This window comes from Streptomyces sp. NPDC002181 (assembly GCF_042890485.1).
Lineage (GTDB): Bacteria > Actinomycetota > Actinomycetes > Streptomycetales > Streptomycetaceae > Streptomyces.
The window spans coordinates 147523-162120 of sequence record NZ_JBIASC010000002.1; the positions used below are offsets into that span (position 1 = coordinate 147523).

General features: G+C 69.8%; 11 protein-coding genes and 2 pseudogenes. 3 read left to right on the plus strand and 10 right to left on the minus strand.

All coding sequences use genetic code 11. The annotated features are described in order from the left end of the window. Window positions 1-116: 116 nt before the first annotated feature. From ACFYXV_RS06880 to dnaK, 9 genes are all read right to left on the minus strand, one after another. Window positions 117-1250, minus strand: a complete 1134-nt coding sequence (locus ACFYXV_RS06880) for a hypothetical protein (RefSeq protein ID WP_189733873.1) — start codon at window positions 1248-1250, stop codon at window positions 117-119. A gap of 131 nt (window positions 1251-1381) precedes the next feature. Next, entirely contained in the window at window positions 1382-3133 is a 1752-nt protein-coding gene (locus ACFYXV_RS06885) for a cyclic nucleotide-binding domain-containing thioredoxin-disulfide reductase (RefSeq protein ID WP_189733875.1), read from the minus strand. Next, entirely contained in the window at window positions 3133-3396 is a 264-nt protein-coding gene (locus ACFYXV_RS06890; RefSeq protein ID WP_189733877.1) for a UBP-type zinc finger domain-containing protein, read from the minus strand. The genes ACFYXV_RS06885 and ACFYXV_RS06890 overlap by 1 nt, the downstream gene beginning before the upstream one ends. Before the next feature lie 67 nt (window positions 3397-3463). Next, complete coding sequence (trxA, locus tag ACFYXV_RS06895) at window positions 3464-3922, minus strand: thioredoxin (protein ID WP_189733880.1); 459 nt, start codon at window positions 3920-3922, stop codon at window positions 3464-3466. Continuing rightward, window positions 3919-6558 carry an ATP-dependent chaperone ClpB gene (gene clpB, locus ACFYXV_RS06900; protein ID WP_375970997.1) on the minus strand — a complete coding sequence of 880 codons (2640 nt, stop codon included), beginning with the start codon at window positions 6556-6558 and terminating at the stop codon, window positions 3919-3921. Before clpB ends, trxA begins: the two co-directional genes overlap by 4 nt. Further along, window positions 6549-6956: a chaperone modulator CbpM gene (locus ACFYXV_RS06905; RefSeq protein WP_389382221.1), complete on the minus strand. Its 408-nt coding sequence runs from the start codon at window positions 6954-6956 to the stop codon at window positions 6549-6551. The genes clpB and ACFYXV_RS06905 overlap by 10 nt, the downstream gene beginning before the upstream one ends. Further along, the gene (locus ACFYXV_RS06910) at window positions 6956-7903 is read right to left on the minus strand and encodes a DnaJ C-terminal domain-containing protein (protein ID WP_385957561.1); all 948 of its coding nucleotides are present in this window, start codon (window positions 7901-7903) and stop codon (window positions 6956-6958) included. The genes ACFYXV_RS06905 and ACFYXV_RS06910 overlap by 1 nt, the downstream gene beginning before the upstream one ends. A gap of 6 nt (window positions 7904-7909) precedes the next feature. Then, entirely contained in the window at window positions 7910-8518 is a 609-nt protein-coding gene (locus tag ACFYXV_RS06915; RefSeq protein ID WP_266494792.1) for a nucleotide exchange factor GrpE, read from the minus strand. Between the two features lie 8 nt (window positions 8519-8526). Beyond that, complete coding sequence (gene dnaK, locus ACFYXV_RS06920; protein ID WP_266494789.1) at window positions 8527-10428, minus strand: molecular chaperone DnaK; 1902 nt, start codon at window positions 10426-10428, stop codon at window positions 8527-8529. Between the two features lie 516 nt (window positions 10429-10944). Here dnaK and ACFYXV_RS06925 point away from each other — a divergent pair. The 3 genes and pseudogenes from ACFYXV_RS06925 to ACFYXV_RS06935 all read left to right on the plus strand — a co-directional run bounded on the left by ACFYXV_RS06925 (window position 10945) and on the right by ACFYXV_RS06935 (window position 14221). Beyond that, a complete protein-coding gene (locus tag ACFYXV_RS06925) occupies window positions 10945-12729 on the plus strand; it encodes a PucR family transcriptional regulator (RefSeq protein WP_389382222.1) in 1785 nt (594 codons plus the stop codon). Between the two features lie 207 nt (window positions 12730-12936). After that, window positions 12937-13743 (plus strand): annotated as a pseudogene (locus tag ACFYXV_RS06930) (IS5 family transposase). Window positions 13744-13915: 172 nt separating this feature from the next. Then, a complete protein-coding gene (locus ACFYXV_RS06935) occupies window positions 13916-14221 on the plus strand; it encodes a putative quinol monooxygenase (protein ID WP_389382223.1) in 306 nt (101 codons plus the stop codon). A 73-nt stretch (window positions 14222-14294) separates the two neighbouring features. Here the strand turns inward: ACFYXV_RS06935 and ACFYXV_RS06940 are convergent. Further along, window positions 14295-14480 (minus strand): annotated as a pseudogene (locus ACFYXV_RS06940) (transposase); the annotation flags it as partial. Window positions 14481-14598 lie beyond the last annotated feature (118 nt).

Sequence of the window (14598 nt, forward strand, 5' to 3'; positions counted from 1 at the left end):
CGTGCGGGCACGCCGACGAGTCCGTTGAGCATGAGGCTGGAGTCCTCGTGGCCCTCGGGGGCGGCGATCGACCGGCGACGTCTTCGGAACCGAACGATCACCGACGCATCTCCGACTCAGGTCACCAGCTGGTCACCGTGGTCGCCTTGGAGCATCTGGCGACGTTCCTTTTCGCGCGTGGAGTAGGCGGCTGCGCGGATCGCCTCGTCGCTCTCCAAACCTGATCCCAGCGCGCCGGCCACCGTGGCGACCGAAGCGACGAACCAGGACAACGTCAAGTACTCCGTGGCGTGCAGCGGGGTTCCTGTCATGGAAGCGAACACTCGGTCGTTGAGGATGAACAGCGCCCACACCAAGTTGATGACCATCAATCCCGCGTAGCAGACGAGCGCCCCGATACCGACGGTGAGAACCGTTGAGGTGTTGTAGAGCCGCGCCCTCTGCCTCGCCTCCGGCGAGCCCTCTGTCGGTCGATGCCACAGCTCCCCGTCCACGATCAGCCAGCCGATCATGAGCCCGACGGACCCGACCATGGCGATCACGAGGCGTGGCGCGCTCAGGGCCCCGGAGAGGCTCCAGGTGGTGGAGTCCAGGGTGCCGATGGCCCCCGTGGCGAGTGCGGCCGCCAGGGCTTTCGACAAGCCCGATACCAACCGCCAGGGCCGGTTGGCGCGGACCATACCGACGAGCACCCGCAGGTAGCCGCGCGGCCCGCTGACGACGTATCGAAGATCGGCAGTCTCCTCGTCACCGACCTGGCCCCGATGGATAGGCGCGAGCCGACCGGCAAAAGGACCCAGAAGCGGCTGACTCGGCGGAAGCCCCTCAGCCCCGGTGGCCTGCGGACCCACCAGGCCGAGCACGGCTTCTTCCACCGCCCGCCGAGCCCTCGTCTGCAGCCGCAAGCCCCCCAGGGAAGGAAGGGACAGCAGCGCCAAGCCGTGTTCGTGGCTCAGATCGACAACGATCTTGCGCCCGTGTGAGTGCAGCGGAAGGTCGGTGAGGGCCACCACGATGTCCCAGTTCTCCGCACTTCCGCGGTCCATGATCCGGCGCATCAAAGTAGGCGGGTCCTCGGACCCTGAGGTGAATGGCTCACTGACCACCTTGACGTCGAACCGACGCCCCTGGCCCGCCTTTTCGGCGAGCCGATCAGGAAGTATCCGGGCGATGCGCTGAGCGATGTCCGTGGGCGCGTCCGGATCCGCCAGGAGAGCTACGACCGTAACGCCCTGCGACGACACCCGCACGACCGGACCATCCTCCTCGGCTGCCCTCCGCGATTGCAGGGGTTCACAGGATGCCCCGGGGTGAAGGCGAAGCCGTGGTGACACGCTGTTCTTACGGGTTGGGCCACCTGTGGGGTCCGACAGGGACAAGGTCAGCGCGAGGGCACGGACCTGCCCGCTACCGGCCGACGTCCTTCGGAGTCGGCGGTGACCAGGTTTCCCCTCCTTTCCCGGTGCTCGTGCACGAGGCGGATCGCCATGGCGCCTTCACCGGTCGCCGAGGCCACCCGTTTCACCGAGCCGCTCCTGACGTCCCCGGCGGCGAAGACCCCGGGCAGGCTGGTCTCCAGCAGCATCGGATCGCGGCCCAGCGAGGCCCACCGGTTCGCGTCGGCCACCGCCCGGGCGTCGGCGCCGGTGAGGACGAAGCCCTTCTCGTCCAGGGCCAGCACGCCCTTGAGCCATTCCGTGCGCGGCCGGGCCCCGATGAACACGAACAGCGCCGCGGCCCGTAGCTCACGGCGCTCATTGCTTGCGTTGTCCTCCACCGTCAGCGACTCCAGCTGCTCCTCCCCTGCGACGCCCCGTACTTCGGTGTGGAGCAGCACCTCGATCTTGGGGTGCTGCTCCACCTGGTCCACCAGGTAGCGCGACATGTCCGCGTTGAGGTCGCTGCCCCGGACGAGGAGGTGGACCCCGGACGCGTGGTGGGCGAGGAACAGCGCCGCTTGCCCGGCGGAGTTCCCGCCGCCGACCACGGCGACCGGGTCCGCCCGGCAGAGGCTGGCCTCGTGGACCGTCGCCGCGTAGTAGACGCTGATGCCTTCCAGGCGGTCGATGCCGGGCACTTCGAGCCTGCGGTACCGCACGCCCGAGGCGAGCACCACGGCGCCGGCCTGAACCCGGGACCCGTCTGCGAAGGTGACGACGTACTCATCGTCCTGCGGGGTGAGCGTGCTGACCTCCGCCGGCACCATGAGGCGGGCGCCGAACTTGTGGGCCTGGAGCACCGCACGTTCGATGAGTTCGCCCCCGGAGATGCCGGACGGGAAGCCGAGGTAGTTCTCAATGCGGGACGAGGTCGCGGCCTGGCCTCCGGTGGCCACGGCGTCGACGGTGACCGTGGTGAGACCGTCGGAGGCACCGTACACGGCGGCGGCGAGTCCTGCGGGGCCCGCACCGACCACCATGACGTCGCAGCGTTCGTTCTCGGGCGAGGGGGCGGGCAGTCCGATGAGCCGGGCGAGTTCGGCGTTGCTCGGATTGCGCAGGAGCCGCTCCCCCTGCCAGAGGACCACCGGTGTCTCCTCGGGACGGATGGAGAACCGGCGCAGCAGCGCCTCGGCCTCCTTGTCCCTCTCCAGATCCACCCAGCGGTGGGGCAGCCGGTTGCGGGCAGCGAACTCGCGCAGCCGCAGGGTGTCCCGTGAGTAGCACGACCCCAGGATCCGGAAGCCTGCACCGAGGCCGATGAGCAGGAACCTGCGGCCCAGGTAGGCGCGGAGGATCAGATCGCCGAGGACGGGGTCGCTGCCGACCAGGGCGCGCTGCCGTTCCACCGGTACGGCCAGGATCTCGCCGGCCTCGCGCACCACGGCGGTGTTGAACGCCGCCTGGCCTTCCAGCAGTCCGAGTTCGCCCAGGAACCTGCCGGGTCCGTGGACCGCCACCGTCCGCTCGTCGGGGCCGCCCTGGTCGTGGAGGATTTCGACGGTCCCGCTGAGGATCGCGAGAAACTCCCGGAACGGCTCGCCCTCGCGGTACAGCACCTCGCCCTCGGCGGTCCTGCGGCGCTCACCGTGCGCAGTCAGGTCCTCGAGCTGCTCCGGCGTGAGGCGGGGGAACGCCCCGTACCGATCAGGTGTCTCGCGGACCGCACCGTTCTCGTGCTCGGCCGTGCTCATCAGACCAGGGCCTCGTGAACGTAGCACCAGCGCCAGTCCTCTCCCGGCTCGAAGGACTGCACGACGGGGTGACCGACGCTCCCCGCATGCCGTCTGGCGTGCTTGAGGGGGGAGGAGTCGCAGCAGCCGACGTGCCCACAGGTGAGACAGAGGCGCAGGTGTAGCCACGGCGAATGCTCCCTGAGGCACTCCTCGCAGCCCTCCGGGGTACGCGGCGTCACTGGGCGCACCATCGCCAGGTGCGGGTCGACAATCGTGGCCATGAGAGTTTTCCTTCCGTAAACGGGCCTGATCGGCCGCGGGCGACGATCTTCCTCAGCGCCGTCGTCCTCACCCTCCCGCAGTGGTCTGCCTGCCCGCCATCGCCTGCTCGACCCACGAGCGCAGGACGTGAGCGGGTGCCGCGCCGGCCTGCCGGGCGACCGTCTCGCCCCGGTCCAGGACGAGCAGGGTCGGCACCGCCTGCACCTCGAACCGCCGACTGAGCCGTGGGTTCTGGTCGACGTCGACCTTGACGAGCTTGATCTGTCCGGCGAGGTCCCGGGCGACCTGTTCGAGGGCTGGGCTGACCATGCGGCAGGGGCCGCACCAGGTGGCCCAGAGGTCGACGACGACGGGCACCGTGGCGTTGTCGGCGACCTCGGCGAAGTCGCCGTCGCCCGCGTCGACGACCCAGGGCAGGGGCTGCTTGCAGTGGCCGCATCGGGGCCGTCCCTCGGCAGCCACGGGAATCCGGTTGCCGCGACCGCAGTTCGGGCAGGTCACCGTGGTCGTCCGGGTGGTGTTCACGCCGCCCTCGCTTCCCGGTCGTCCTCCTGCTGGTCGTAGGTGACCACCAGCTCTCCGTGCTCGGCGTCGACGCGCACCGTCGCACCGTCCTGGACGTCGCCGCGCAGGAGGGCGCGTCCGACCAGCGTCTCGACCTCGTGGGAGATGTAACGCCGCAGCGGCCGGGCCCCGTACACCGGGTCGTAGCCCTGATGGGCGATCACCACCCGCGCAGCGTCGGTGAGTTCGACGGAAATGCGGCGCTCGGCGAGCCGCCGCCGCAGCTCGTCGAACTGCAGCTCCACGATCCGCTCGATCTGCCGCTCACCGAGCGGCTTGAACAGCACGATGTCGTCGACGCGGTTGAGGAACTCCGGGCGGAAGTGCCCGCGCAGCTCGCCCATCACCAGGGCGCGGGCGTCGGGCTTGATCTCACCCTCGGCGGTGGCGCCGTCGAGGAGGTGCTCGGAGCCGATGTTGGACGTCATGATGATCACGGTGTTGCGGAAGTCGACGGTGCGGCCCTGCGCGTCGGTGATGCGACCGTCGTCGAGCATCTGGAGCAGCGTGTTGAAGACATCGGTGTGCGCCTTCTCGACCTCGTCGAACAGGACGACCGAGTACGGCTTGCGGCGCACGGCCTCGGTGAGCTGGCCGCCCTCCTCGTAGCCGACGTATCCGGGCGGTGCGCCCATGAGCCGGCTGACGGTGTGCCGCTCCTGGTACTCGCTCATGTCGAGGCGGACCATGTTGTCCTCGGAGTCGAACAGGGTCCGGGCGAGGGTCTTGGCCAGCTCGGTCTTCCCGACGCCGGTGGGGCCGAGGAAGATGAACGAGCCGATGGGACGGCGGGGGTCGCGGATGCCGGAGCGGGCACGGATGATGGCGTCGGTGACGAGCTTGACCGCCTCGTCCTGGCCGATGACGCGCTCGCGCAGGATCTCGTCGAGGCGCAGCAGCTTCTCGCGTTCGCCCTCCTGGAGGCGGGCGACGGGGACGCCGGTCCAGGCGGCGACGATCTCGGCGATCTCCTCCTCGGTGACGACCTCGCGCAGCAGCCGGTTCTGCCCTTGTTTGGCGGCCAGTTGCTCCTCCTCCGCGGCGAGTCGGCGCTCCAGGTCGCGGACGCGGCCGTAGCGCAGTTCGGCAGCGCGGTTGAGGTCGTAGGCGCGTTCGGCCTCCTCGGCCTCGTGGCGGACCTGTTCCAGTTCCTGGCGCAGTTCCTGCACGCGGCGGATCGCCTGCCGTTCGGCCTCCCACTGGGCGCGTTTGGCGTCGGCTTCACCGCGCAGGTCGCCCAGTTCCCTGCGCAGCTCCTCCAGGCGTGTTTTGCTGGCGGGGTCGGTCTCCTTGGACAGAGCGGCATCCTCGATCTCCAGCCGCGTGACACGACGGGTGATCTCGTCGAGTTCGGCGGGCATCGAGTCGATCTCGGTACGCAGCCTGGCGCACGCCTCGTCGACGAGGTCGATGGCCTTGTCGGGCAGGAACCGATCGGTGATGTAACGGTGGCTGAGGGTGGCCGCGGAGACCATCGCGGTGTCCTGAATCTTGACGCCGTGGAAGACCTCGAGGCGTTCGCGCAGTCCGCGCAGAATGGAGATGGTGTCCTCCACGCTGGGCTCCTCGACCAGGACCTGCTGGAAGCGGCGTTCGAGGGCGGCGTCCTTCTCGATGTGCTTGCGGTACTCGTCGAGGGTGGTGGCGCCGATCATGTGGAGTTCGCCGCGGGCCAGCATCGGCTTGAGCATGTTGCCCGCGTCCATGGCTCCTTCCGCTGCTCCCGCGCCGACGACGGTGTGGAGTTCGTCGACGAAGAGCAGGATGCGCCCTTCGGCGGCCTTCACCTCGGACAGTACGGCCTTCAGGCGTTCCTCGAACTCGCCGCGGTACTTGGCGCCGGCGACCAGGGAGCCCATGTCCAGGGCGAACACCGTCCTGTCGCGCAGGCCCTCGGGGACATCGCCGCGAACGATGCGCTGGGCCAGGCCCTCGACGATGGCGGTCTTGCCGACGCCGGGGTCGCCGATGAGGACGGGGTTGTTCTTGGTCTTGCGGCTGAGGATCTGGGTGACGCGGCGGATCTCCGCGTCACGGCCGATGACCGGGTCCAGCCGACCGGACCGAGCCTCGAGGACGAGGTCGCGTCCGTACTTCTCCAGGGCCTCGTAGGCCACTTCGGGGTTCGCGGAGGTGACGCGCTGGTTGCCGCGGACCTGAGTGAGCGCGCTCAGGAACGAGTCCCTGGTGATGCCGGCCTGTTTGAGCAGTCGCCCGGCGGCGGTCGAAGAGCTCTCCTCGGCCAGGGCGAGCAGGAGGTGTTCCACGGACACGTACTCGTCCTTGAGGCGTTTGGCCTCCCGCTCGGCGGCGTCGAGCAGGTGGGCGAGACGCTGGGTGACGAAGACCTGGCCGGGCGCCGCGCCGGGGCCGGTGACCTTCGGGCGACGGGAGAGTTCCTCGCGCACGGCCTCGCGCAGCCCCTTCGGCTCCTTGCCGGCCTGCTCCAGCAACCGCGGGATCAGACCGTCCTCCTGATCGAGGAGTGCGAACAGCAGGTGTTCCCCGTCGACCTCGGTGTGCCCCATGCGACCGGCCGCGGTCTGGGCCTCCTGGAGGGCTTCCTGGGACTTCTGGGTGAGACGGTTCATGTCCATGGGGGTGTTTCACTCCTCGTGCCGCGGCCGCGCAGGGCGGCTTCGAGCAGGCTGATGCGGTCGAGCAGATCGAGCACCAGGCCGATGGATGCGTAGTTGAGGCAGAGTCCGGTGCGCAGCCGCTGGATGCGGGCGAGGACCGCCGGGGCCGTGGGGTCGAACACCAGGTGTCCCGCGGCGTCGCGTCCGGCGTCGATCAGGCCGAGTGCGACGAACCGGCGGATCAGATCGGGGTGGAGGCCCGAGCGACGGGCCACGGCGTCGAGGGAGAGCCTGGGGGCGGGCACGAGCGCGTACCGGACGGCCGTCGAGGCGGTGAGGTCGGCGCCCGTTCGTACCGGACGGCTGCCCGCGCCGGCCCGGCCGGGGCCTGACGCTCCCGCGGGTGGTTCGTTCATCACGTCCTCCTGGGGTCGTACGAGGAGGCGGCGGCGAGCTCCGCGAACAGTTCGCGCTCCCGGTCGCCGAGAGTGGGTGGCACCACGATGCGGAGTTCGGCGTACAGGTCGCCGTTCGCGCCGCGCGGGTTCGGCATGCCCTCGCCGCGCAGCCGCAGCCGACGGCCGCTGGACGAGCCCGCGGGCACCGTGACCTTGGCCGTGCCGCCGCCGGGGGTGGGCACCGGCACGGTCGCACCCAGGGCCGCCTCCCAGGGGGCCACCGGGACCTGGACGTGCACGTCGCGGCCGTCCAACCGGAACCGGGGATGGGGCTGGATACGCACGCGCAGGTACAGGTCGCCCGCGGCGGCGTCACCACTGCCCCGGCCTCCCTCGCCCGCCAGCCGGATGCGCTGCCCGTCGGTGACGCCCGGCGGCACGTCGACCTCGTACCGCCGCGGCTGCCCCGTGGGACCGGCGAGCGTGACGGTGCGACGGCCGCCTCGGTACGCCTCCTCGACGGTGAGCGACAGTTCGGCCTCCTGGTCCGCTCCGGGGACGCTCCCTCGGGCGGCTCCGGCTCCGAACATGGAGCCGAACAGGTCCTCGATGTCGATGCCCTCCGCTCCGAAGTCGTCTCCGAAGCCGGCGTACCGGACCCGAGGGCCGCCCCCGCCTGCGGTCGTCCGACCGCGGAAGCCGCCGCCCGCTCCCGCCGCGGCCCGTTCGTCGAAGTCCTCCGGGATCTTGCGGAAATCCTCGCCGAAGCGGTCGTAGCGGGCCCGGGTCTTGGGATCGGACAGGACGCTATATGCCTCGTTGAGGTCCTTGAAGCGCTCTTCCGCCCCGGGGTCCTTGTTGACGTCGGGGTGGTGCCTGCGGGCGAGCTTTCGATATGCCTGCTGGATCTCGTCCTGGCTCGCGGACCGCGACACCCCGAGCGCCTCGTAGTAGTCCTGCGCCATGACCGGTCACTCCCGCTTCGCGACGGTCACGGCGGCGGGCCTGAGCTGCCGCTCGCCGTCCCCGTAGCCGGGGCGCAGTACCTGGACGACCGTGCCCGGTGCGGCGTCGGGGTCCTGGACGACGCCGACCACCTCGTGCCGGGCGGGGTCGAAGGGGACGCCGGTCTCCGCGTGTCGCGGGTAGCCGAGCAGTTCGAGGACGTTCACCGCTTGGTCGCGTACGGCCAGGATGCCTTCCACGATCGCGCCCGGATCGGCGCCCGCGTGGGTCAGGGCGAGTTCGAGGTTGTCGAGGACGGGCAGGAACGCGGCCGCCGTGCGGGCGCGCTCCACCGCCCGTTCGCGCTCCAGTTCCCTGGCGTGACGCTTGCGGAGGTTGTCGAGGTCGGCGAGTGCGCGCCGCCAACGGTCCTCCAGTTCCTGGATCGCGGTCGTGTACTCGTCCTCGGCGGACGCGGGGCCGGCGGCATCGGGTCCCGGTTCGCCGTTCGCCGCTCCGTGCCGGGACGGGCCCGGTTGGGGCAGGTCCCCGCGAGGCGGGGGTCCGGCTCCTTCCGGGACCGGTTCGGCCGGATCCGGCGCGGCCCGGTCGGGTTCCTGGGGGTAGGTGGGCATGGCGCGCCTCAGCCCTTGTCGAACTCGGCGTCGATGACATCATCGTCACCGCCACCGCCACTCGTGGGACCGCCGGTGGCGGCGTCCTGGGCGGGACCTCCGCCCGTAGTGGCCGCGCCCTGGTGGGCCGCCAGCCCGGCGAGCACCTGCTGGAGTTCGGAGGTCAGGGGGCGCACACGTTCCACGCCCGCCTCTTCCTTGACCGCCGCCCGGGCGTCCGACACGAGCATCTCGCCGCGTGCCTTCTCGTGCGCGGGCGCTGCGTCGCCCAGTTCGGCGAGACGCTTCTCGACCTGGTACGCGACGGCGTCGAGTTCGTTGCGGGCGTCGACGGCCTCGCGAAGTGCCTTGTCCTGGCCCTGGTTGCTTTCGGCCTCCTGGACCATGCGTTCGACCTCGCTGCGGTCCAGGTTGGAGCTCTCGCTGATGGTGATGCCCTGTTCCTTGCCGGTGTCCCGGTCACGGGCCTTGACCTCGAGGATGCCGTTGGCGTCGATGTCGAAGGTGACCTCGATCTGTGCTTCGCCCCGCGGCGCCGGCCGGATGTCGGTGAGCTGGAACCGGCCCAGCACCCGGTTGTCGGCAGCCAGCTCGCGCTCGCCCTGGAGGACGACCACGTCGACGGCCGGCTGGTTGTCCTCGGCGGTGGAGAAAGTCTCGCTGCGGCGCACCGGGATGGTGGTGTTCCGCTCGATGATCTTCGTCATCACTCCGCCGCGTGTCTCCACGCCCAGCGACAAGGGGGTCACGTCGAGCAGCAGGACGTCCTTGACCTCACCCTTGAGCACACCTGCCTGGATCGCGGCACCGAGGGCCACGACCTCATCGGGGTTGACGCTCATGTTGGGTTCCTTGCCGCCGGTCAGTCGGCGGACCAGGGTCTGGACAGCGGGGATGCGGGTGGATCCGCCGACAAGGATGACCTCGTCGATGTCGCTCTCGCCGACCTTGGCGTCGGCGATGGCCTGCTGGACCGGTCCCAGGCAGCGTTCCACCAGGTCGCCGGTGATCTGCTCGAACGTGGACCTCATGATCGAGTCGGTGAGGTGCTTGGGCCCGGCGGCGTCGGCGGTGATGAACGGCAGGCTGACCTGCGTCTGCGTCACCGAACTCAGCTCGGTCTTGGCCTTCTCCGCCGCCTCGAACAAGCGTTGCAGCGCCTGCGCGTCCTGTCGCAGGTCGATGCCGTTCTCCTTCTGGAAGTCGTCCGCGAGGTGGTCCACCAGGCGCCGGTCGAAGTCGTCGCCGCCCAGGTGGCTGTCGCCTGCGGTGGAGCGCACCTCCACCACGCCGTCGCCGACGTCGAGGATGCTCACGTCGAAGGTGCCGCCGCCCAGGTCGAAGACGAGGACGGTCTCGTGCTCCTTCTTGTCCACGCCGTACGCGAGGGCGGCCGCCGTCGGCTCGTTGATGATCCGCAGCACTTCCAGTCCCGCGATCCGGCCTGCGTCCTTGGTGGCGGTGCGCTGGGCGTCGTTGAAGTAGGCGGGCACCGTGATGACCGCCTCCGTGACCCGCTCCCCGAGCTGCTTGGAGGCGTCGTCCGTGAGTTTGCGGAGCACCTGTGCGCTGATCTCCTCGGGCGCGTACAGCTTGTCGCGCACCTTGAAGCGGGCCGCCCCGCCGTCGCCCTCGACGACGTCGTACGCCACCGCCCGGGCCTCGTCGGAGATCTCGTCGAAATGCCGGCCGATGAACCGCTTGGCCGAGTAGATGGTGCCCTTGGGATTGAGGATCGCCTGGCGCCGGGCCAGCTGGCCCACCAGACGTTCCCCGGTGTCGGTGAAGCCCACCACGGACGGTGTCGTGCGGTTGCCCTCGCTGTTGGGCACGACGGATGGCTCTCCGCCCTCCCACACGGCGATCACCGAGTTGGTGGTGCCCAGGTCGATGCCCACTGCCTTGGCCATGAGGAACTCCTCCCGGTACGGCGCCTGCGCCGACTGTCCGGATCACGTTCGTTCGGGTACGGGTGGGACCTCTGCCAGTGGTCTGCATCCCGCCGATCAGCCCTGCGGCCTCGTCGGAGACCTCCCCGACGAGGAGCAGGGCGGAGACGACGGGGTCGAGCCGGTTCACCAGGCCGAACAGCGACCCGAGCAGGACACCGGGGCTCTCCGGCCACGGGAAACCCGTGGCCGGAGAGGTGGTCAACGGCGCGTGCGGCGTCCCAGTACGTCTTGTACGGGGCAACCGGCCTGCGGAGCTGCTCGGTCACCACCCGGCGCTACCTACCGGTGCGCGGACGGTTTCGAACACTCCCTAGGGTGGCGTGCCCAGTGGCTCCACGCCTGCGCCTGGCAAGTCGGAAAAGCACGGGTCCGGTCGCCCCACGAGTACGAGAGGCAGAATCCGAACCTCTCGTATGAGCCGACCCGACCAGCACCGCCGCTCGGCTGTAGGCTCGAAGAGAACGGAGTGATCCCATGGCCAGCAGCCGGGCGCACAACCTGTACTGCCGCCGCTGCGACAGGGAGAGCCGCCTTCCGCTGGGCAGCGGCAGGCGAATCCCCATGGCCGCGCGGCGTGGGCCCCGCCCACCCGATCCAACCCCGGCCGACCGTGTCCCCCACGCGCTGATGGTGCTCTCCGGCGCCCTGTTCGACACCCTGGACGAAGGCGAGATCCTGAGCCTGGCCATGGACCACATAGACGCCGCTGGGCCCTACAGTACCGAGGCCGGATACCTCAAAATGGACGGCGACCTGGTCCCCAGCCCGCGGAACGGGCAGGTCCATGCGATGGCCGTGGACCGGAGGGTGCGGGAGCTGGCCGGGGCGGACGGCCCTGTGACCGTGCCCGGCTGGCCCTGGGGCCGGGCCCTGGGGCTACGCGGGCCCGAGAGACTCCACGGCTACCTCGTGGTGACGTCCCGCTCCCGGCCCACCGAGGCCGAGCGCCTCCTGCTCGCCACGTTCGTCCGGCACACCGCCGCTGCACTGTCTGTCGCCTTCGCACACCGCCGCCGACGTGAGGACGCGCTGGAGCTGCACCGGCTGAGGGAGGAGCGGACAGCCCTCCAGGGGCGGCTGATCTCCGTCGTGGCCGAGCTGGGGTACCAGCAGGCTGTTCACGCGCTCATGGCCGACGTCGCCGTCTCGGGCGGCGGCGAGGAAGCCATCACCCGCGCACTGCACGGGCTCACCGGACTCCCCGCGCTGGTCGAGGACCGCTTCGGGCGGCTGAGGTCCTGGACCGGTCCCGATCGCCCCGACCCCTATCCCGAACCGGACCCCGTGCGCCAGGACGAAATGCTGCACGCCGTCGCCAGTCGGGCCGGGCCGGTGCGGATGAAGGACCGGCTGGTCACTCTGATCCGCCCGCACGGCGAGATCCTGGGCGTGCTGGCCCTCGTCGACGTCCGGGGCGAGGCCGACAAACACACCCTGCGCGCACTGCAGGACGGCGCCGCGTGGCTCGCCCCGGAGCTGGCGCACCTGCGCAATCTGGCCGAAGTGGAGTCGAGGCTGCACCGTGAGCTGGCCGACGACCTCCTGACAGGGACGGACGAGGCGAGCGCCTACGCCCGTTCCGAGGCAGTCGGACACGACCTGCACCGCCGCCACTACGTCGTCGTGGTGCAGTGGTCGAACCGGACCGCGGACGGTCCCTTCGCGCAGACGGTGGGCCGGGCGGCCTCTGCCGTGGGCATGCACTCGCTGCTGACCCGGCGTTCCGACCACGTGGTCCTGGTCACCGACGACAGGCCGCACGCCCGCGCGCTGTACGAGGCGCTCGCCCGGGAGACCGGGACACGGTCCGGGACCATCGGGGTGAGCGCCCCTTGCGACTCCCTGGCCGACATCCCCCACCGCTACCAGGAGGCGCAGCGAGCCCTGGAAGTGCGCCGCCACTCCCGCGGCGAGCACTACGGCACGACGTTCTTCGACGAACTGGGCCTCTACCGCATCCTGGGACCCGGCAACGACTACCAGGAACTGGAGACGTTCGTCCACGAGTGGCTCGGGCAGCTGATCGACTACGACTCCCTGCACCACACGGCCATGGTGGAGACGCTGTCCCAGTACTTCGACTGCGGCGGCAACTACGACGAGACCGCCGAATCCCTCGCGATCCACCGCAGCACGCTGCGCTACCGACTCAAGCGCATCCGTGACATCAGCGGCAACGACCTCGCGAACGTCGAGGACCGGCTCAACCTCCAGGTAGCGACCCGAGTGTGGAAGATCGTGCTGGGCGGATCCGACTGAAGCGCACTGCAACTGTCGTGCGCGAATGTCCACGCGCCACAGTAACGCGTACGCCGGCTGCACAGCCCGGCAGTGCTGGTCCTCAACCGGTCGGACAAGACGGCGCGTCCGGTGCGGCCCCGAGGCGTTCGTAGTCGTGCGGGGACGATCCAAGCCGTGCCGTAAGACGCCATTTCAGTTGGCTTGCTCTTTCGGCAGTCTGGGGTGATGACTGCTGCGCTTGTCGAGCGGATGGCGCCGGAAGACTTGTGGGAATTGTTCCAGCGAGTGGTGCCGCCGGCACCGGTTCGCCCGCAGGGTGGAGGCCATCGCCGGCGCGGGGACCGCGAGGTGCTCGCCGCGATCATCTTCGTGGCCACATCAGGCTGCACATGAAACAAACTGCCGCCCGGCTTCCGGCTGTCTGCGGTGACCGCCTTGCGCCGGTTCACCGAGTGGACCGAAGCCCGGGTATGGGTCAAACTCCACTGCCTGGTCCTGGACGAACTCGGCGCCCAGGGCTGGACCGGACGCGGTATGCGATCGACTCCGTCAGCGTTCGGGCCCTCAAAGGGGGCAGCTGACGGGACCGAATCCGGCCGACCGCGGCAAGAAAGGATCTAAAATCCACCTCATCGTCGACCGGCAGGGCCTGCCCCTGCCTATCGGCATCTCCGCCGCCAACCTCCACGACAGCCAGGCCCTCATCCCACCGGTCCGTGGCCTCCCGCCCATCCGCTCCCATCGCGGCCCGCGACGCCGACGGCCTGGGAAACTGCACGGAGACAAGGGCTACGACTACCGCCACCTGCGGCGATGGCTGGCATCCCGCGGCATCCGGCACCGCCTCGCCCGCAAGGGCATCGAGTCGTCCCAGCGCCTGGGAGACGACATCGCTGGGTCGTGGAGCGGACCGTGTCCCGGATGTCCGGCTGCCGACGCCTGCACCGCCGCTACGAGCGTAAGCCGGAACACTTCCTGGCCTTCGCTGTCATCGCCGCAACCCTCATATGTCACCGCAGACCGGCCAAGTGAAATGGCGTCTACAGAAAGAAAGCGATGCATAAAGTCTCCTAAATCGCAAAAGGTGACAAAATGGATAATATGAGGCATCGGCGCGGCCGTACAGGAGACCCGTTCGACGCCATCCGGTCACGGCAGTGCCCGGCCGCTCCCGGGCGACCGAGCACCTGAAAGGAGTCCCCTCATGGCTGACATCAACGTCGCGCTACACGTACAGGTCGAGGCCCAGCCCGGCAAGGAGGAAGAGGTCGCCGCCTTTCTCCGCGACGGCCTTGCCATCGTGCAGGAGGAGCCCGGCACCGTCGCCTGGTTCGCCGTACGCCTGCGCCCGTCCACCTTCGCCATCTTCGACGCCTTCCCCCACGACGACGCACGCCAGGCCCACCTCGACGGCCGCCTGGGCAGCGCCCTGGCGGAACGAGCCGGCGAACTGTTCGCCCAACCGCCTTCCGTCGAGCAACTGGACGTCCTCGCCCACAAACTCCCCTGAAGACCAAACTGCCTTGTCCACGCCCGGCGCGTCGGACCGGTCCCGGCCGGCGCCCGAACAAGAGGTGCCACAAGCCGGGCGGCAGTTTGTTCCATGTGCAGCCTGATGTGGCCACGAAGATGATCGCGGCGAGCACCTCGCGGTCCCCGCGCCGGCGATGGCCTCCACCCTGCGGGCGAACCGGTGCCGGCGGCACCACTCGCTGGAACAATTCCCACAAGTCTTCCGGCGCCATCCGCTCGACAAGCGCAGCAGTCATCACCCCAGACTGCCGAAAGAGCAAGCCAACTGAAATGGTCTAAAGTAGTTCGCTGGTAGGCGCTCGAACCAGTCGGGGGAGCACTGCCGTTGTTGTGGCGACGGCCCCGAACCGTCCC

What these genes read in the sequence shown, in the direction of transcription:
- ACFYXV_RS06890 (WP_189733877.1), bottom strand. Translation starts at nt 3,396, where the DNA reads ATGGCCACGATTGTCGACCCGCACCTGGCGATGGTGCGCCCAGTGACG.
- ACFYXV_RS06885 (WP_189733875.1), bottom strand. Translation starts at nt 3,133, where the DNA reads ATGAGCACGGCCGAGCACGAGAACGGTGCGGTCCGCGAGACACCTGAT.
- ACFYXV_RS06935 (WP_389382223.1), top strand. Translation starts at nt 13,916, where the DNA reads ATGGCTGACATCAACGTCGCGCTACACGTACAGGTCGAGGCCCAGCCC.
- clpB (WP_375970997.1), bottom strand. Translation starts at nt 6,558, where the DNA reads ATGGACATGAACCGTCTCACCCAGAAGTCCCAGGAAGCCCTCCAGGAG.
- ACFYXV_RS06910 (WP_385957561.1), bottom strand. Translation starts at nt 7,903, where the DNA reads ATGGCGCAGGACTACTACGAGGCGCTCGGGGTGTCGCGGTCCGCGAGC.
- ACFYXV_RS06925 (WP_389382222.1), top strand. Translation starts at nt 10,945, where the DNA reads ATGGCCAGCAGCCGGGCGCACAACCTGTACTGCCGCCGCTGCGACAGG.
- dnaK (WP_266494789.1), bottom strand. Translation starts at nt 10,428, where the DNA reads ATGGCCAAGGCAGTGGGCATCGACCTGGGCACCACCAACTCGGTGATC.
- ACFYXV_RS06915 (WP_266494792.1), bottom strand. Translation starts at nt 8,518, where the DNA reads ATGCCCACCTACCCCCAGGAACCCGACCGGGCCGCGCCGGATCCGGCC.
- ACFYXV_RS06905 (WP_389382221.1), bottom strand. Translation starts at nt 6,956, where the DNA reads ATGAACGAACCACCCGCGGGAGCGTCAGGCCCCGGCCGGGCCGGCGCG.